General features: G+C 72.4%; 17 protein-coding genes. 4 read left to right on the forward strand and 13 right to left on the reverse strand.

Features of this window, described 5'->3' with window-relative positions; translation table 11 throughout:
* Positions 1 to 402 precede the first annotated feature (402 nt).
* From ACIRPH_RS10120 to ACIRPH_RS10135, 4 genes are all read right to left on the reverse strand, one after another.
* Positions 403 to 1329: an FAD-dependent oxidoreductase gene (locus tag ACIRPH_RS10120; RefSeq protein ID WP_402911943.1), complete on the reverse strand. Its 927-nt coding sequence runs from the start codon at positions 1327 to 1329 to the stop codon at positions 403 to 405.
* On the reverse strand, positions 1326 to 1901 hold the full coding sequence (locus ACIRPH_RS10125; RefSeq protein WP_402911945.1) for an isochorismatase family cysteine hydrolase: 576 nt from the start codon (positions 1899 to 1901) through the stop codon (positions 1326 to 1328). The genes ACIRPH_RS10120 and ACIRPH_RS10125 overlap by 4 nt, the downstream gene beginning before the upstream one ends.
* Before the next feature lie 536 nt (positions 1902 to 2437).
* Positions 2438 to 3190 carry a class I SAM-dependent methyltransferase gene (locus tag ACIRPH_RS10130; protein ID WP_402911947.1) on the reverse strand — a complete coding sequence of 251 codons (753 nt, stop codon included), beginning with the start codon at positions 3188 to 3190 and terminating at the stop codon, positions 2438 to 2440.
* Between the two features lie 335 nt (positions 3191 to 3525).
* Positions 3526 to 4575 (reverse strand): STM4015 family protein, encoded by a 1050-nt coding sequence (locus ACIRPH_RS10135; RefSeq protein ID WP_402911949.1) that lies wholly within the window; start codon positions 4573 to 4575, stop codon positions 3526 to 3528.
* 705 nt (positions 4576 to 5280) lie between these two features.
* Between ACIRPH_RS10135 and ACIRPH_RS10140 the strand changes: the two genes are divergently transcribed.
* From ACIRPH_RS10140 to gltS, 3 genes are read left to right on the forward strand one after another with little or no spacing between them, the layout of a single operon-like run.
* Positions 5281 to 6021, forward strand: a complete 741-nt coding sequence (locus ACIRPH_RS10140) for an IclR family transcriptional regulator (RefSeq protein WP_402911951.1) — start codon at positions 5281 to 5283, stop codon at positions 6019 to 6021.
* Complete coding sequence (gene hutG, locus ACIRPH_RS10145) at positions 6018 to 6965, forward strand: formimidoylglutamase (RefSeq protein ID WP_402911953.1); 948 nt, start codon at positions 6018 to 6020, stop codon at positions 6963 to 6965. Before ACIRPH_RS10140 ends, hutG begins: the two co-directional genes overlap by 4 nt.
* Positions 6962 to 8161, forward strand: a complete 1200-nt coding sequence (gene gltS / locus ACIRPH_RS10150) for a sodium/glutamate symporter (RefSeq protein ID WP_402911955.1) — start codon at positions 6962 to 6964, stop codon at positions 8159 to 8161. Before hutG ends, gltS begins: the two co-directional genes overlap by 4 nt.
* Positions 8162 to 9066: 905 nt before the next feature.
* Here the strand turns inward: gltS and ACIRPH_RS10155 are convergent.
* The 3 genes from ACIRPH_RS10155 to ACIRPH_RS10165 form a co-directional block, all read right to left on the reverse strand.
* A complete protein-coding gene (locus tag ACIRPH_RS10155) occupies positions 9067 to 9276 on the reverse strand; it encodes a hypothetical protein (protein WP_402911957.1) in 210 nt (69 codons plus the stop codon).
* 419 nt (positions 9277 to 9695) lie between these two features.
* Entirely contained in the window at positions 9696 to 10709 is a 1014-nt protein-coding gene (locus tag ACIRPH_RS10160) for a hypothetical protein (protein WP_402911958.1), read from the reverse strand.
* A 184-nt stretch (positions 10710 to 10893) separates the two neighbouring features.
* Positions 10894 to 11487, reverse strand: a complete 594-nt coding sequence (locus ACIRPH_RS10165; protein WP_402911961.1) for a TetR/AcrR family transcriptional regulator — start codon at positions 11485 to 11487, stop codon at positions 10894 to 10896.
* 49 nt (positions 11488 to 11536) lie between these two features.
* On the opposite strand from ACIRPH_RS10165, the gene ACIRPH_RS10170 reads away from it, so the two are divergent.
* Positions 11537 to 12064 (forward strand): nuclear transport factor 2 family protein, encoded by a 528-nt coding sequence (locus tag ACIRPH_RS10170; RefSeq protein ID WP_402911963.1) that lies wholly within the window; start codon positions 11537 to 11539, stop codon positions 12062 to 12064.
* 178 nt (positions 12065 to 12242) lie between these two features.
* Here the strand turns inward: ACIRPH_RS10170 and ACIRPH_RS10175 are convergent, their stop codons facing one another.
* From ACIRPH_RS10175 to ACIRPH_RS10200, 6 genes are all read right to left on the reverse strand, one after another.
* Positions 12243 to 12914 (reverse strand): histidine phosphatase family protein, encoded by a 672-nt coding sequence (locus ACIRPH_RS10175; protein WP_402911965.1) that lies wholly within the window; start codon positions 12912 to 12914, stop codon positions 12243 to 12245.
* Between the two features lie 201 nt (positions 12915 to 13115).
* Entirely contained in the window at positions 13116 to 13787 is a 672-nt protein-coding gene (locus ACIRPH_RS10180; protein ID WP_402911968.1) for an enoyl-CoA hydratase-related protein, read from the reverse strand.
* A gap of 29 nt (positions 13788 to 13816) precedes the next feature.
* On the reverse strand, positions 13817 to 14029 hold the full coding sequence (locus ACIRPH_RS10185; RefSeq protein ID WP_402911971.1) for a hypothetical protein: 213 nt from the start codon (positions 14027 to 14029) through the stop codon (positions 13817 to 13819).
* Positions 14030 to 14758: 729 nt separating this feature from the next.
* Complete coding sequence (locus ACIRPH_RS10190) at positions 14759 to 15364, reverse strand: hypothetical protein (RefSeq protein ID WP_402911973.1); 606 nt, start codon at positions 15362 to 15364, stop codon at positions 14759 to 14761.
* Between the two features lie 390 nt (positions 15365 to 15754).
* Positions 15755 to 16798, reverse strand: a complete 1044-nt coding sequence (locus ACIRPH_RS10195; RefSeq protein ID WP_402911976.1) for a zinc-binding dehydrogenase — start codon at positions 16796 to 16798, stop codon at positions 15755 to 15757.
* Positions 16799 to 16862: 64 nt separating this feature from the next.
* Entirely contained in the window at positions 16863 to 18098 is a 1236-nt protein-coding gene (locus tag ACIRPH_RS10200) for an MFS transporter (protein WP_402911978.1), read from the reverse strand.
* Between the last annotated feature and the right edge of the window lie 97 nt (positions 18099 to 18195).

Raw genomic sequence — 18195 nt, forward strand, 5'->3', positions numbered from 1 at the left:
GGGCAGGCTTGCGGCCCATACGACACCGGGGGCGCTGGCCTCGACGGGGCGTGCGCCCAGGGGCTCGGCACCGGGTGCGGTCGCGGTGACACCGGGACAGACCGCGTTCACGATGACCGGGGTGTCGGCCAGGGCCCCCGGACCGCGAAGCCGCCGGTCACGTGTCCGCGAATCCCGACGAGGTCGTTCACCTCGGAGAGTTGGCCATCGGTCATGTCCGGAACTATCGCGAAAGAGAGGACATCCGGTCAACGTCCGCACGGCATTCGGGCAGGCGTTCCTGTCGCCCCGGTGGAACCCACCTTCGTCCGGTAGTGAGCACGGCGAGCGGAAACCTTCTCCCGAGCGATCGCGCCGACGTGCTCGACCACTGTCAAGGCTGCGCGGCTATGACTCCTGGAGTCACCGGAATCGCTCTTCCGGTGTTGTCTGAGCAGCGTAGTAGACGACGAGGGCTGCCTCACTGCCCGAGCCCATGGCGGTCGTGATGCGTTGGAAGCGTGCCGAGCGCAGATCGCCCGCGATGTGGACGCGTGCATGTTGCTCCCCGGATGGACAGTAGCCGTCAGGGGCTGTGCTGACTCCCGTAGCGGGCGGGTTTGGCCGTCCGCCGATATTGGTGAAGGCGACATCGGCCGACCAGGATGTCGACCGCCCGTGGTGATCGATGACTTCGACCCGGAGGTGGTCTCCTTCGTCCAGGGCTACGTGGTGCGTCGGCAGGAGGTGGACTCGGGGATCATCACGGACCTCGTCTGTCTTGTAGGCGTCCGCGGGCGGATAGACGACGAGGAAGCGATCGCGAGAATGAGGGTGGGCCCGGAGGTGAGTACCCAGGGGTCGGTCGGCACCGAGCACGAGGACGTACCGGGGGGCCTGTCCTGCCAGGGTGGGTTTTGCCTCCCACAGGGGGCGTGGGACGAAGTCGGGCGGCGCGGTGATCCAGTCGGCCTCGCCCGTGGAGAGGGGGGCCACACCGGTGCAGACCACGGTGTGCAGCGCAGTGATGCTCTCTCCTGTGGTGAGAGTGGCCTCGAGGTGGGTGTCGGTTCCTTTCAGATGCGCCACCTGGTGCTCGAGAAGCAGATCGCAGTGACGGGTGCGGGCGATGTCGCTGGTGATCGCGTCAGCCAGGTCGCGGCCGGTGGTGTGGCCTCCGGGGACGTTGGTCAGGTCCCCGATGTGGCGGAGTTTCTGGCACAGCACGGGTTCCTTTTCCACCAGGACGGTACGCAGGCCCAAACTGTCGGCCATGAGGGCGGCGGCGCAGCCGGCGGGGCCGCCGCCGATGACGAGAAGGTCGACATGGGCGGTCGGCGCGGGGGTCATGTAGCCACCCTCGTCCCTGAGGCCGTGGTGGGGGTGAGTTCGGAGAGCACCTGTTCAGTGGTGACCAGGTGGTGTGCGCCGATGAAGCGTCGTGCGACGGTGAGTCCGGCCTCGTGCACGTGGGCTCCGGCGTCGCTGGCCGAGGCGTCGGTGACGATGCGGGGGACCAGTCCGAGTTCGAAAGCGTCCACTGCTGATTTGAGGACGCAGCTCTCCGTGGCCACACCGCAGAAGTAAAGGTCCCGCCATTCCTGCTTGCCGAGGAGGGCGTGGAAGTCGTCGGTGAAGCACGAGTACCCGTGCTTGTCGATCACCGCGGCTGCGTCGGCGGTGTGGTGGGCGATCTCAGTGGCGATGTCGGTCTCCGGTGGTTCCTGAAGTCGGGTCCAGTTCAGGAGACGGTCGAAGGGGCTGCCCGGATGGTTGATGTAGCGGGTGAACACGACGGGCCGTCCTGAAAGGGTCCATGCGGCCACCAGCCGTGACAGTGTCGTCAGCATCGGGCGGCTGTGGTCGTTGAGGAATCCGTTCTGGACGTCGACGACGATGAGTGCCTGGCGTGTGATGTCCATGCCATTACCGCCTTTCCACGGTGTCGGTGTGGGTTTCCCGCAGCGCCTCCTGGGGCGCTCGGAGCCGTTCGGTGAGGCCGCTGGTCCCTACGACAGCCTCGCGCATCAGGCGGTGCTGCGCGGTCTCTTGAGCGCGCGGTGACGAGTCGGGAGTGCGCCGCGCGCAGGAAACGCCACCCATAGGGTTCGGGCATGACCGGGTCCTGGCCCTGTTCCATCATCACTTCGACCCTGCGGCAGAAGCACCACAGGGCCTGCACGGTGAGTTCGCACGTGAGAAGTTCGTCGATCGACAGGGCGCGTTCGGGCGCGAGGGCGTGGAAGGCCACGCCGGACCACAGTGCCCTACGTACGAGCTGAGCGCGTAACACGGCTGCGGCTTCCAGCACGGTTCCACAAGACCCGGTAAGCGGCTCAGAACCAGGTCTGGACACGACGGAGGGCTGCCCGAGGATTTCAGCTGGCGTCGCCTGACCGGGGCACTCTGCCAGGCAGCACAGCTTCCAGGAGTTGAGACGACAGGAGTTGTCCTGCGGCTACCCTTTCTCTCCCCGCCCCAGCCTGAGGACTGCCAGGTAGTTGCGCCCTTCCTCCCGAACGGAGACCACGTGCCACGGGGACCGACGGACCAGTGCGCGCAGGTCGTCCACGCCGGCCAGGAGGTAGTCGAACCAGTCCGTTGCCAGCACCCCCTGCCTGTTGCGCATGCGAATCTGCCCCGGGAGCCGTCCGGAGCGCCGGTTGCGCTCCTGGTAGGCGCGGTGGTCGACGTCAGTGGTGCTCGGGTCCATGCCGGTGCCGATCAGGAGGGCTCCCGGCCTGGCCAGGGACGCCAGGTGTGCGAGGACATCGGGGGCCCGCTCAGGTCCTTGGAGGAGTCCCAGGTTGTTTCCCAGGAGCAGGAGAGCGTCGAAGCGGCCGATGTCCGCGGGTGGGGTGGCGATGGAGCCCAGGCGGGCGTCCACACCACGGTGGCGGGCGACCTCAACCGCGCCGGGCGAGGGGTCGAGGCCGACCACGTCCTTGCCCGAGGCCTGGAGGGCCAGGGCGTGGCGTCCGGCGCCGACGCCCACGTCCAGGATCCTGCCCTCGGCCAGGTCCACGGCCTCCCGGTCGAGCGGGGCCAGGGCGTCGGCCGGGGTGAAGTAGCGGCCGGCGCAGGCCGCGTTGATGTGGCCGTCGTCGCGCTCGATGACCTCGCAGACGGCTCCCGGTGCGACGTCGGCAGCCCAGCAGCGTTGAAGGGTGAGCCCGAAGGCGTCTCCGAGGCGGGGTTCGTCGTGTGCCATACCGTGTGAGCCTGCCAGGTGGCGCCAAGCGGTGCACCGGCTTTCTTCCGGCCGGTGGTGTTTCGTGTCCCTCAGGAACGGCTCACGCCCAGGAGCCGGGCCCTGGCCCATGCCCGGGCGGCAGCGTCAACACCGTGGGACACGAGAGCCGACCGCCGTGGCGACCGTGACCGAGGTGGGAGCACTGCCGACCACGGCGGCCGATCCCCGGGTCCGGGAGGCTCGCCCCTGTTCCTGAGCACCGGTGTGCTCTCCCCCGCCGTGCCGACGGAGGCGGCGGGGGTGGGAGCAGCGGTCGGCGGCGCGGACTCAGCCGTTCCGGCGCCGGTCCGCGCTCACTCGCCGACGGCCGGGTAGTAGTCGTCCTTCTGACGGGCCTCCTGCGGGTCGGAGACGTCGATCTCCACCCCCGCCTGCGCGAAGGCCGCCCGCACCCGCTCGGTGGCCTCCTCGCCCAGGTAGTGGTGGTGCAGGTCCAGGCGCTCCAGGTGGGAGAACGCCGGCACGGCGGCGAGCAGGTCCTCGACGTCGTCCTCGCACAGGGTGCCCAGGGACAGGTCGACCGAGGACAGGCGGGCCGTGACGGGGGCCTGGGCCAGGGCCCGCACCCATTCCCCGGTGCTGCTGGAGTTGCGCAGGCCCAGGTGTCCGAGCCCGGGCATGGCCTCTCCGGACAGCAGGGGCGCCAGGTCGTCGGGGGTGGCGTCGCCGCCGTAGTCCTCCACGCCCAGCCACAGCTCCAGGCGCTCCAGCGCGGGCAGCCCCGAGGTCAGGACCTGGCGCACCACCTCGGCGGGCAGGCCGCCGCTCTGGAGGGTGAGCGAGCGCAGGGCGCCGTGTTCGGGCACGTGCAGGGCGAGTCTTTCGGCCCCCTCGTAGGTCTCGCCGACCCCGCGGACGGTGAACTCCTCCAGGTACGGGTAGGCGGCCAGCAGCGGGGCCATGTCGGAGTGCTGGATCCAGGAGATCTCGTTCTCCTCGAACGTGATGTCGCCGAGGAAGAGCGAGCGCAGGGCGGGCAGGGCCGGGGCGTGGGCGATCAGGGCGTCCCGGAGCTCGCGGGAGGAGATGTCGCTGCCCTCCTCGAACCCCCAGTCGCCGATCACCAGCGCGACCACCCGGGAGGTGTCCACCTCTTCGACGAACCTGTCCAGGTAGGGGACGAACTCCTCGGTGTAGCTGGAGAGCCGGAGCCGCCACGCCACCGAGCCCGGGTCGAGCCTGGCCTCGTCCATCCTCTGGCGGTGCGGGGTGGAGGCCGGGGCCTCCACCTTGTTCCTGCGCGCGCTGTAGGAGGCCTCCCGGAGGTAGTGCGCCTCCGCGTCCCGGTCGAGGAACTCGACCACGGGGAGCCCGGCGTACTCGGTGAGGTGTTCGCGGATCATGATGTCTCTTCCGTGCTGGCCCAGGGGTGTGCGACATGTCTAGCAGTGCGCGCGGACAGGCCGGAGCAGCGGTCGCGGTCGAGGAGGCCGGTCCGTCCGAGGTCTGGCGCGGGCCCGGTCTCCGGTGAGCCGCGGCGGCACGCGTGAGCGGCCCTGCTCGGCCCCCGACGGCGCCGCCGGGACCCCCGAGGGATCCGCCGTCGTGCGGGGCGAGCTGGAGTACGTCGCCCCGGGTGAGTACATGATCGACGGAACGGCGTTCTTCGTGGCCGAGGACACCGTGATCTACGCCGGCGTCCACGCCTGCGCCGGGGGTGGCCAGGACCCCGACACCGGCGACGTCATCTGCGACCTCGACGAGTTCGACGCCGCCTGGCGAACGGGCCCTCCGCCACGGCCGAGGTCCGGGTCGTCGAGGGCGTCGTCGAGACGGTCACCGAGTACGAGGACCGGTCCGCGAGGGGGGTCGACGCCCCCTCGGACATCCGACGAAGGCCCTGCTCAACAGGGCCTTTTTCCGTGTCCCCCGCCGGGGGCGGCGGATGGGCGCAACCTCACAGAACCGGTCGGACCCCCGGGCGCGGATCGGAACGTAGCTTTCTCATTGGGTGAGAATTTGCCCTTTTCATACCTTTTGTCCGATCCATAGAGTGAGCCGGTCCCGAGCGCCGCTCGGAGCTGGACCGGTCCGGGAGAGGGGGCGCCATGTCAGCCGACGCGACGTCCGGCAACGCGGGGCGGACCACCGACCGCCTGCTCGGCGTGCTGATGGTCTTCGCCGAAGCGGAGCACGCCACCGCCTCGGAGGTCTCCGAGGCCACCGGCATCCCGGTCAGCACCGTCTACCGGATGCTGGACCGGCTGTCCGCGACCGGGTTCGTGCAGCGTGTCGGCACCGCCTACGGGGCCGGCCCCGTGGCGGTCCGGTTCGCGGAGAAGTACCGCAACGGCGCGCTGGAGCGCACCGCCATCGGCCCACGGCTGGAACGTCTCTCGCACGAGTCCGGCGAGCTCGCGGCCTTCATGGTGCCGGTCGGCACCGAGGCCCTGTGCGTGGACGCGGTCGAGGGGGCCCGGGTGCTGCGCTGCTGCTACACACGCGGAGCCGCGCAGCCGCTGCTGCGCGGGGCCACGGCCGAGGCGCTGCTGGCCCACCTCCCCGAGTCGCGGCGCCGCGAGGTGTACGCCGCCTACCGGCTCCCCGACGAACGGGTGCGGGCCCTGGAGGCCGCGCACCCCCTGGTACGGGAGCAGGGCGTGGCGGTCAGCGAGAGCGCCCTCGACGAGGGCGTGTGGGGCGCGAGCGCCCCCGTCCTCGGCGGCTCGGGATCCCTGAACGGGGTCGTCACCGTGATGGCCCCGGCGGCGGTGACCGAGCGCCGGCGCCCCTACTACGTCCGCCTCGTCAAAGAGGCGGCGCGTGACCTGAGTGGAGGAACGATTTGAACAGGGTGGATCCCCCCGTCTGGACCGGGCGCGACGACGGCCCCGGCCCCGAGCACCGGCGCTGGCACACCGCCGTGCGCCCGCTCGACGACGCCGGCCCGGCCGGAACCGCGATCGTCGGCTTCGCCTCCGACGAGGGCGTGCGCAGGAACAGGGGCCGCACCGGCGCCGCCGAGGGCCCCGCCGCCCTGCGCCGCGCGCTCGCCCCGCTCGCCCTGCACCGGGACGAGGCGCTGTACGACGCCGGGGACGTCCGCGTGGACGACGGCGACCTGGAGGCCGGCCAGCGCTCGCTGGGCTCGGTGGTGGCCGGGGCCATGGCGGCCGGGCACTTCCCCGTCGTGCTCGGTGGCGGCCACGAGGTCGCCTACGCCAGCTACCTGGGCCTGGACGAGGGCCTGGGGTCGGACCGGACCCGCACTCTGGGCGTGCTCAACATCGACGCCCACTTCGACCTGCGCGAGGAGCCGGAGCCCACCTCCGGAACGCCGTTCCTCCAGATCGCCGAGGCCGAGCGGGCCCGGGGTCGCGACTTCCGGTACGCCGTCGTCGGGATCAACGAGGCCGGGAACACCCCCGTGCTGTTCGACCGCGCCGACCGGCTCGGCGTCGAGTACCTCACCGACGACCGGTGCACCGCCGCCCGTCTGGAGCAGGTGCTGGCCTTCGTCCGCTCCTTCCTGGACACGGTGGACGACGTCTACCTGACGCTCGACCTGGACGCCCTGCCCGCGTGGGTGGCGCCCGGGGTGAGCGCCCCCTCGCCGCTCGGCGTCCCGACCGAGGTGGTGCAGGCCGTGGTCGAGGAGGTCGCCGCCTCGGGACGGCTGGCCCTGTTCGACGTGGCCGAGCTCAACCCGTCCCTGGACGTGGACGGCCGGACCGCGCGCGTCGCCGCACGCATGGTGGACCGCGTACTCGCGGCCAGAGGACGGAACTCGTGAACATCTCCCTGGACCTGATCCAGACCACCACCCTGGCCGTCGTCCTGCTGCTCCTGGGCGAGTTCGCCCGGCGCCACATCGGCTTCCTCCAGCGGTTCAGCATCCCCGGCCCGGTGATCGGCGGTTTCGCGTTCGCGCTGGCCGTCCTGGCGCTGCGGGAGACCGGCGTGGCCCAGCTGGAGCTGGACACCACGCTGCAAGAACCCGCGATGATCGCGTTCTTCACCACCATCGGTCTCGGCGCCAGCGTCAGCCTGCTCCGCAAGGGCGGCAAGCTGCTGATCGTCTACCTGCTGGCGTGCTGGACCCTGGCGATCCTCCAGAACGTGGTGGGCATCGGCATGGCCACGGCTCTGGGCATCGACCCGGTGCTGGGCGTAATGGCCGGTGCCGTCGCCCTGGAGGGCGGCCACGGCGCCGCGGCGGCGTTCGGCCCCACGGCCGAGGCCCTGGGCACCGACGGCGCCACCGCGATCGCGATCGCCGCGGCCACCTTCGGCCTGGTCGCGGGCGGTCTGCTGGGCGGTCCGATGGCCTCCTGGCTGATGCGGCGCCACAAGGTGGAGGTGCCCGCGGCCGCCGACACCGCCGCGTCCGCCGCCGTCGAGACGGAGGAGAAGGAGGAGCCGCTGGGCTACGGCCCGCTGGTGAACACCGCCGTGCTGATCGGCGTGGTGATGGTGGCCGGGGTCGCGCTGGGCACGTGGTTCAGCGAGACGACCGGTTTCGTGCTGCCCGCGTACGTGGGCGCCATGGTGGTGGCGGCCGTCGCGCGCAACGTCGGTGACCGGTTCGGGCTGCGCATGCACCAGGGCGCCCTGTCGCTGGTGTCGTCGCTGTCGCTCGGCCTGTTCCTCACCATGGCCATGATGGGCCTGCGGATCTGGGACCTGTACGCGCTGGCCCTGCCGCTGGTGCTGCTCCTCGCGGTCCAGGTGATCGTCCTGCTGCTGTTCGTCGCGCTGGTCGTGTTCCGCATGCTCGGGAAGGGCTACGACGCCGCGACGATGGCGGCCGGCATGGTCGGCCACGGTCTGGGCGGCACCCCCAACGCGATGGCGAACATGGACGCCTTCAACCGGCGTTTCGGGGTCCGTTCGGAGAAGGCCTTCCTGATCGTCCCGCTGGCCGGTGCGGTGCTGATCGACATCGTGGCACTGCCGTGGATCGTGTGGTGCATCAACGCGGTGGCCTGACCGGGGCCGCCTCCCGAGGGGTTCCAGGGTCGCCGGCCCTGGGACCCCTCGTCGTTCGGGCCGGGGACCCGCTCCGGGGCGGGGGGCCGCGGAACGCCCTGGAGGGGGAAGGGACCGAAGGGCATCCGGGCCGGAGAGGCGTCGGCGATCTGCCGCCTCGACGCCTGGACGGTCGCGGACGGGGCGATCCCGCTGTCGGTGTTCCTGGACCGGGCGATGGGCGCGCCGGGCCGACTGGGCGTCTGGAAGGGCCCGGCGGGGCGACCGGCCTTCGGGAGGTTCGGTCAGGTCGGGCGGGGCCAGGGACGGCTGTGGAGCGGGCATCGCCCGGGGTGCCGCGGGGGTGTCTTGGGTCACAACATGGTGTCGGCGTGCAACAAATCCGGTCTCTGAGCACTCCCTTTACATGAGCCTTCTGCGTCACGCGGGACTCCCATCCTCCACCGAACCCCCGAGGTACACATGCTGAACCCTGCCCTCACGCGCCGCATCGCCCTGGGCGTGGCCGCCGCCGGATCCGCCCTCGTCCTCGCCGCGTGCGGCGGGGCCGACCCCGAGCCGGAAGCGGCCCCGGAGGTCGCCGAGGTGACCGAGGAGGAGACCCCGCAGGTCGACACCGCCGACTTCAACCAGGGCCCGATCCCCGACGCCGAGCCGGAGGTGACCGAGGAGGACCTGCCCGCCGAGCCCGACAGCTCCGCGCCGCTGGGCGACCGCATCGCCTGGGAGGCCCTGGAGCAGGTCTCCGTCTTCGCGTCGGTCGTGGACCCGGACGCCACCTCCGAGTGCCCGGAGATCGCGGGCACCGAGGGGGAGACCGCCACGTGCACGGTGAACTTCCTCGGGGAGGAGTTCGAGTACACGATCACGGTGGAGTCCTCCGGCATCCTCGTCTCCTACCAGCCTCAGCTCGTGGACGGGCCGCTGATCCGCGAGACGGTCGAGGACACCCTGCGCGTGCAGGCGGACACCGAGTACGTGCTCTGCGACATGGAGGCCGACCTCGTGCGCGGCGAGCCCGACACGGACGCGCCGTTCACGTGCCAGGCGCTGGACGAGGAGACCGGGGACGTCGACGAGTACACCCTGAGCATCTCGATGTACGGGGCGTTCACGTTCTTCGTGGTCTGCTCCCGGGCCGCGCCCCCCACACCCCCCCCCCCCCGGCGGGGGGGGGGGGGGCCGCGGGGGGGGGGGGGGGGGGGCGGGCGGGCCCCCGCCCCCCCCCCCCGCCGGGGGGGGGGGGGGCGGACGGCGGCTGGACGGGGCGGAAGCGGGTGCCCGCCCGGGAACCGTCGCCGAGGGCGTCGTTCCCGAAGGCGAGGAAGTCCTCGACGGTCACGGCGCCGATGGGGCCGGTGCCGGACCTGGTACAGAGGTCCCGGCCGTCGTCGATGGCGTTGTGGGCCACGGTGCGCCGGAAGACGTTCCCGGGAGCCGGACCCGGTACATGCCAGTACCGACCCGCACCGCGGTGGGGGCGGCCGTACGGTGAGCGGTCCCGGCCGAGGCCGGGCGCGGCCGCTGCGCCGGTTCAGTCCCCGTCGCCGCCGTCCATGTCCGGCGGCTGCCAGATGAGGTTCAGTCCACCGGGGTTCTCCGGCTCAAACGCCGCATCTCGCCTCCGCACCTCCCGGGCACGGGCCCTGAACCCGCCGTCCAGGGCGCCGAGGTCGACCTCCAGGGGCATCCACCTCTTCCTGGCCCCGAACCGGAGGGACCGCTCGTGGAGCTCCCCCAGTTCGGGACGCACGTCCTCCCCCGTGTATCCGAGCAGGACCGCCAGCACCCGGTGCGCGCCGGGCCGGCGCCCGGGCTCGCCGGCCAGGCAGACTTCCAGCACCGACGACAGCGGTCGGGGCACCCCCTCCAGGTCCGGTCGCCCCGTCACCGCGCGGGCGGCCGTCCCGGAGGACGTCGGCCCGGGGGACGCCGGCCTCCCCGTGGCCGCCCTGACCACGGTCGCCGCCCACCCGAAGACGTCGTCGGCGCGGGTGCCCCGGCCGGCGCCCCGCCGCTCCGACTCCGACTGCTGCGGCGTCAGGAAAGACCGGCTGCCGTCGGCGGTGCTCTCCACCGCCCGGGCGAGAACACGGTCGACGACGACCGCGCCGTCCGCGCCCACCAGGACGTCCTCCCCGGTGACCCCGTGGTGGACGACGCCCTCGGCGTGCAGGACCGCCAGCGCGGTGACGGTGTGCACGGCGAACCGGTACAGCTCCCGGTCCGCGAGCAGGTCCCCGCCGGCGATCCGCTCGCTCAGGGGTTCGGCGTGCCCGGCGTCCCGGAAGGCGACCCACGGCGTGTCGGCCCACGGGTCGGCGTCCACCGCCGTCAGCAGGGAGAAGGAGGACACCCGCAGCGACAGAGCCACCGACCGTCCCAGCCGTTCGCGGAACCCGGGTGTGCGCGCCGTCTCGTCCGACACGAGCGTGAGCACATGCGGTGCGCCCCCGACGTCCACCGCCCGGAAGTGCTCGCCTCGGGGATCCGCGCCGAGGTCGCCCACGATCCGGTATCCGTCCACGCTTTCCCCGACGCCCGCCATGCCCCTCCCCTTCACGGATACCGGTGAGAGTCCCGCGCGGGCCGGGAGGTTCGCACCGGCCGTCCGCCGGGGCGATCCGCCCCCGCAGCCGTCCCGTCCGTCGTCGGCTGGGGCCCCGGCCCGCTCATGCAGGTGCCGGGACCGCCGGTGACCGGACCGCTCGGCGGTTGGAACCGCCCGTGCCTCAGGCGCGTGCGTCGGTGTTCCCGGAGCCGGACCGGATGGAGTCGATCATCATGCGCACGAGCTGGTCCCCGTCGGTCTTCCACTTCTCCTTCGCCAGGTGGCCGCTGAGCTCCAGCCCGGCGATGCCGTGCGCGCTCGCCATCAGCAGTGCGCTGTAGCGGAGGGCGTCCGCTTCGCCGACCACGTCGGCGACGATGGCGAGGAACGCGTTCTCCAGGCGGCTCGCGGCCCCGGCTGCCTCCGGGTCGTCCACCGGGGCGCTGAACATCAGCGCGTACAGGTGCGGTTGGCGTCGGCCGACCCCGATGAGCTCCAGCACGGCGAGCTCGAGCCGTTCGCCCGGGTTCGCGTCCGGGGCGGACCGCAGCTGTTCCACCTTGTCCGCCAGGGAGTTCCAGGCGTCGATGGCGAGCCGGGTCAGCAGGTGCTCCTTGTTCTCGAAGTGCCCGTAGGGGGCGCCGCGCGAGACCCCGGCGCGGGCCCCCACCCCCCGGAGCGTCACCGCGTCGGGTCCCCCCTCGTCGAGCAGTTCGGATGCGGCGCGCACGAGGGCGCTGCGGGTCGCCGCGGCTGCTTCGGTTCGCGTCACCATGGGGCACATTCTACTTGACAGCGTCACATCAATGTCCCACAGTGTTCGCATGACACAGTCACACGAATTGCCCGTCGACGGGAACCGCCTGCGCCGTCTGCTGGACCGCGCCGAGATCAGCGACGTCCAGCTCCGCTACGCCACGGGGACCGACTCCCGCGACTGGGAGCTGTTCCGGAGCTGCTTCACCGACGAGGTCGAGGTCGACTTCAGCGACGGCTTCGGCCAACCCGCCGTCCGCCTCGCGGCCGACGACTGGGTCGGGGCAACCGCGCCGAGGATGGAGTCGTTCACGGCGACGCAGCACATGATCACGAACCACGTGGTCACCTTCGACGACGACGATCACGCCACGTGCGTCGCCTACGTCCGGGCCGGCCACCACCTGCCGAACAGCACCGGCGACAGCGACCAGACCGTCTACGGGTACTACACGAACCGGTTCGAGCGGACCCCGGACGGCTGGCGGATCTGCGGGGTCAAGCTGACGGCCCTGTGGATGACCGGGAACTTCGGCGTCTTCCAGGCGGCCCTGACCCCGGAGGCCGAGCCCGCGCGAGCCCACGCGGGCAGCTGACGGGCGGACACCCCGCACCGCCGCTCCGCGGGACGCGTGACGGACACGGTGCGACCGCGAACGGGCGGCGCAGGAGCAGTGTCCGCCGGGGCAAGGGCGGCGAGAGCCTCCGGCCCCGGCAGGACCGCTGCAGTCGGAACGCACGGAAGCCCCGGCCGGCGGCCCTCCGGAAAGCCGGTCAGGCCTCGACGCCGTCCACGGCCTCCCCGGCGGGACCGCTGTCCGCTCCGGGAACGCTGCTGTCGGGACCGACGGTCTTGCCCATCCACGTCTGCGCGCGCCACCCTTCGGCGGGGGTGCCGGAGAGGACGACGACACCGGTGTTCTCCAGTACGTGGGCCGACGCGAACGCGACGTCGACGTTCTCGGCGCGGGCCGCCACCCACATGCGGATGACGGCGCCGTGGCTGACCATGGCCACCGTCCGCGCCCCGGTGGCCGCGGCCTCCTCGACCACGGCGTCGAAGCGCCGGAGGGCCTCCACCCCGTTCTCCCCGCCCGGCATGCGGAGCCCGGTGTCCCCCGCGGACCAGGCGAAGGCGGTGCTCAGGTACGTCTCGGCGGCGAGCTCGTCACCCCGCATCTCCAGATCTCCGGCGGCCAGCTCCCGGATGCCGTCCCGCACCCGGACCTCGAGCCCCGTGCCGGCCGCGAGCGGTGCGGCGGTGAGCTGGGTGCGGATCAGCGTGGAGGCGTAGAGGGCGTCGATCTCCTCGCCCGCCAGGACTTCGGGGAGGGCCGCCGCCTGCTGCTGGCCCAGCGGGGTCAGCCCCGGACCCGGTTCTGCCGTGTCCAGGAGGTGCTTGAGGTTGGACGGGGTCTGGCCGTGGCGGACGAGCAGCAAGCGCATGTGAACGGATCGGTCTCCAGAGAAGGCGGTCGTGGTGGTCCCACTCTGGCATCCGTGCGACAGGCCCGTGTCGGCGGGTTCCGGCAACCCGCCCCGGGGCCCGGGGTCGGCGCGGCCGTGCGCTGCCGCTCGCCCGCCCCGGCCCCGGCCCCGGGTCCGTGCCGTGCGGTCCCGGGGCCGGGCGCGTCCTCCCCTGCGGCCTCAGCTGAGGGGGGCGTTCCTGTCCCTCAGCACGTCCAGGACGGGGGCGTACATGCGGGTCTTGATGGTGCCCATGGTGGCGGCGTCCTTGGCGGCCAGGGAGCGGGCCAGTTCGACGGCGGTGGGGCGCACGTCCTGCTCGGACACGGCCCGGTCCACGATGCCGGCCGCCTCGGCGTCGTGGCCGCCGTAGCGGCGGGCGGTCAGCATGGCCTCGTGGGCGGTCTGCGGAGCCAGACGCGCCTGGATGAGCGCCGACATGCCCGGGGTGAAGGGGATGTTGATGTCGGCCTCGGGCAGGCACCAGAAGCCGCGGTCGGCGCGCATCACGCGCAGGTCGTGGGCGAGGGAGAACATGGCGCCGGCGGCGAAGGTGTGGCCCTGCAGGGCCGCCACCGTGGGCATCGGCAGGGCCAGCATGCGCGCGAACAGCTGGTGGACGTCGGCGACGTAGCCCTCGTAGTGGTCGGCGTTGGCCATGAGCCAGTCCAGGTCCAGGCCGTTGGAGTAGAACTTCCCGGTGGCGGCGGTGACCAGGGCGCGGGGACCCTGGACCTGCTCGGCCTCGTCCAGGGCGGCGTTGACCGAGGCGATCCAGTCCGGGTGGAAGCGGTTCTCGCCGTCGCCCAGGTCCAGAACGAGGACCTCGTCGTGGCGTTCGAGTGTGGGCATGGTGCTCCTTGTCGTGGTGGCGGACGGTGTCAGGGGCGGGACCGCCCCTCACCGGTGGTCCGGTGCGGGTGCGGAACACGGGTCGGCGGGTCGTGGCCCTCCTCGCCGGAGGCTCGGAGCGGCGCGGTGTCGTGCCCGGCGCGGCGCATGACCGCTGCGCCCTCGACGGCGGCGGAGGCGTCCGGGCGCTCGCTGCGCGGCGCGGGCAGCCCGCAGCTCGGGGACAGTACGCCACTGCGCACCGTCGCCTCGCGACCGCGGCTCTCTCCCGGCCCCATGTGCCACCTCTCCGGGCGTAGGACTCCCCCGCTGGTGGGTATGCGCCGCACCCGGGATGCTACCGGCAAGTAACTTATGACGGACAGCATAGAGCAGAGAGGCCGGCCCCGGGACCGCGCGCCCCCGACGGCCGAACCCCGTCCGCCTCGCCCCGGAACACATCGGTCCACAGGGAACGGAAACCGGGCCCCGTGCGCCACAAAGACGTCTAAAACTGAAGAAGGGCGGTATCCCCTGTGGCCCGTGTGGAGGGCGAACTCGTCGTCAAGCCCCACCGCACCATGTGGATCCGCCTGCTCCTCGGCCTGGCGACCGTTCCCGAGGACGCCCCTCCTGCCCCAGGGTCACCGGCGCCCGTCCCTGCCCGCCGGCGGAATCGGGGACGCCCTCCGCCGCCGACCGGGTCGCCCCTTCAGCGCGAGGCACTCTGCGAGCAGGTCGACGCCGTCGCGCCCGAGTTCCAGCCCGATGTCGCCGCCGGTGCCGTAGCCGCGGGCGGCGATCCGGTCGGGGTCGGTCCGCGGTTCGGCACGCAACGGCTCGCGGGCACGTTCGGAAGCGTCTGCCCCGAGCGCGGCGGCCCGGTACGGCCGCCGCCGAACACGGCCTCGTCTGGGTGTCCGCCGTCCCGCAGGGAGCGCCGGGGGTCTCGGTCAGCGACCGTCCGGGCAGCTGCCGTCCCTCCGATCGGGCTACACGTAGCCCAGCGCGTCCAGCACAGCCATGACCAGGAAGATGACCACGCAGAGCAGGAACAGGGAACCGATGACGATGAGCACCATCGCCTTCTGGTTGCGCTCCACCCACGACATCATGTGGCCGTGGGTCCGGGCCAGCTCGGCGAAGGTGCGCTGTCCCTCCAGACGCTCACAGGGCAGACCGAGGACCTCCACGACTCGGTCCACTTCCGCGGTCGTGCTCATGGCGTCGCTGACGTAGAACAGCCTCCTACCGCGCGCGTCGAGCACGTACAGGCTGTCCCACGCCGACGTACTGGGCTCCTTGATGGTCACCCGAACCACGCGCACGGCCTGTTCCCGCGGAATGCGCCGGTGCCAGAACAGCCCCCGCGTCACGAGCTCGTGCTCCGTCACGGCGGTCTTGCCGAGGAACAGCTGCCCGATCCCGAAAAGAATGATCGCGGCGCACACGACTCCCGTGAACCATGCCGCCCCGGCCCCGAGCTCGACGCCCATGTTGACGGTCGCGAAAACCGAGGAGGCCGCGACGAGGCCCAGGATGATCCAGGCCTTGCCCCGGTTGGTCTTGAGCACGACTTCGCTGGGCACCTGACTCACGGGCGTCACCCTTCTTCAGTTCTGATGACCTCTGTGACGCACGGTGGCCGGTGTCCGTTCCCCGTCACACGAAAGCGGGCCGGAATCGCCGGCTCCGGGACGGCGCTGCGCACCGTCGCCCCGCGACCGCGGCTCTTCCCGGCCCCGTGGGCCACCTTTCCGGGCATAGGGCTCCCCCACGGGTGGGAGTGCGCCGCACCCGGGACGCTACGGACAAGTGGCTCAAGGCGTGCGGCACAGAACGGAGAACTCACCCCGAGGCCGTGGAACCCCCAAACATGGCCCCGCCGGGGCGGCCGACAGGAGCGCCCCGTCCGGTTCCCGTCGGGGACCGGACAGGGCAGGGCCCGGGTCCGCCCACGGCCGTGGGCGGACCCGGCGAGCTGTGCGTCAGGGCCTGATGAGGACCTTCAGGCTCCTGCGGTCGTCCATGTCCCTGTAGCCCGCGGGCACGCCGTCCAGGTCGGTGGCGGCGTCGAAGACCCTGCCCGGCTCGATGGTCCCGTCCAGGATGTCGGGCAGCAGCTCCTCGATGTAGGCGCGTACCGGTGCGGGCCCGCCCGCCAGGCGGATGTTGTGCCGGAACAGGCTCGCGAAGCCGACCGGCGCCTGCTCGTACTGCGGGACGCCCACACGGCTGATCACGCCGCCGGGGCGCACCACACCGAGCGCCTGCTCGTAGGCGGGCATGTGTCCGACCGCTTCGAGGACGGCGTGCGAGCCGTGGCCGCCGGTGAGCTCGCGGACCCTGGCGATGCCCTCCTCGCCGCGCTCGGCGACGACGTCGGTCGCGCCGAACTCCCGGCCCAGGTCGGTGCGGTCGGTGTGGCGGCCCATGAGGACGATCTGCTCGGCCCCCAGGCGCTTGGCCGAGAGCACCGCCATCAGGCCCACCGCTCCGTCACCGATCACGGTGACGTTCTGACCGGGGGCCACGCCTGCGGCCCTGGCTGCGTGGTAGCCGGTGCCCAGCACGTCGGCCAGGGTGAGCAGCGAGGGGATCAGGGCCGAGTCGGGCGCGACCGGCAGCTTCACCAGGGTGCCGTCGGCCAGCGGCACACGGACCGCCTCGGCCTGGCCGCCCTCGTCGGGGATGCCGTCCCAGAAGCCGGCCTCGTGGTGGGAGCAGGAGGTCTGCAGGTTCTCCCGGCAGAACGCGCACACGTCGTCGGAGACCGCGAACGGCGAGACGACCAGGTCGCCCCGGGTGAGCGTGGCCACGTCCGGGCCGACCTCCTCGACCACGCCGATGAGTTCGTGCCCCATCCGGGCGGGGCCCTCGGCGGCGGTCATGGAGCGGTAGGGGTGCAGGTCGCTGCCGCAGACACAGGACGCGGTGATGCGGACCAGGGCGTCGGTGGAGTGCTTGATCCGGGAGTCGGGCACGTTCTCGACGCGGACGTCTCCGGCTCGGTACATGAGGGTGGCGCGCATGGTCGCTCTCTCTTTCGGTGGTGCTCTTCACCGGGAACCGCCGGGTGCGGCGGAGGTGTGCGGGTCAGGACAGGGCGTTCGCGGCCCCGGGGCGCGCCGCCGTGTCACGGCGGCGATGGAGCACGGCCAGTGCGGTCGCGGGGATGAGCGTCAGGGCGGCGATGGCCGTTCCGACGGCGAGAGGGCCCGTGGTGCCCAGGCCGGTGCCGAGGGCGATGCCGCCGATCCAGGAGGCGGCCGCGGTGCCGGAGTTGAAGGCCGCGACGCCGAGGGAGGACCCCAGGGTGGGCGCGTGGGCGGCGTAGCGGACCGCCAGCGAGATCAGCACCGGGTTCGCGCCGAGGCCGAACAGTCCGAGCAGGACGAGGAGGATCGTCGTGGGGATCGGCGCGCTGGAGACGAGGCAGAGCGTCAACAGGATCAGGGCGGTCGCCGCCGGCGCGACGATCGTCACCGTGTGCGGGCGGGTGTCGCCGAGCCGGCCGCCCAGGACGGACCCGAGGAGCGAGCCGAGGCCGAAACCGGCCAGCACCAGTGGAACGAGGTCGGCGGGGACGCCCGTCTGCCCGGTGAGCAGCGGGGTGACGTAGGAGTACGCGGCCAGGACACCGCCGGTCGTGGCCGCGCAGGCCGCCAACACCAGCCACAGTCGTCCGGAGCGCAGGGCGGCCAGCTCCGAGCGGATCGACACCGACCGGTGCCCGGCGCCGCCGCGGGGGACGTGGCGGGCGATCACCGGCATCGCGGCGACCGCGAGCACCGCCAGCGCCCAGAACGTGCCGCGCCAGCCGACGAGCTGTCCGGCGAACGCGCCGAGCGGAACGCCCAGGACAGTTGCGAGCATCCCTCCGGCGTTGACGACGCCCACGGCCCGCGAGCCCGCGCCCGGGCCGGCGACGCGGGTGGCGACCACCGCGGCCACGGCCCAGAACGCACCGGTCGCCAGCGCCGTGAGGAAGCGTGCGGCGAGCAGTACCCCGAAGTCGGAGCCGACGGCGACGATCACGTGCCCGAGGGCGAACACGCCCAGGGCGAGCACGAGCGTCACCCGCTGGGGCATCCGCAGGGTCAGCATGGCCATGAGCGGTGCGCCCACGATCATGCCGACCGCGAAAACGGTGATGAGCATGCCCGCCCGGGCGACGCTCACCCGCACGTCGGCGGCGATGTCGGGCAGGATCCCGGCCACGACGAACTCCGTCGTGAGCATCAGGAACGTTCCCAGCGCCAGGGCGTGGACGACGAAGGGGAGACGGGACGAACGGCTCTGACGGGAGACCCGTGTGGCTTCGTCGTGCATGGCGAACCTCGTGTCGTGGTGGTGCCTTCGCTGTCACCACCCACTTCACCGGCCGCCGCCGACACGGAGAAGGTTGCGTTCATGGGGGTACAACCTC

The sequence above is a fragment of the Nocardiopsis sp. NPDC101807 genome, from assembly GCF_044766605.1.
Taxonomy (GTDB): Bacteria; Actinomycetota; Actinomycetes; order Streptosporangiales; family Streptosporangiaceae; genus Nocardiopsis; species Nocardiopsis tropica.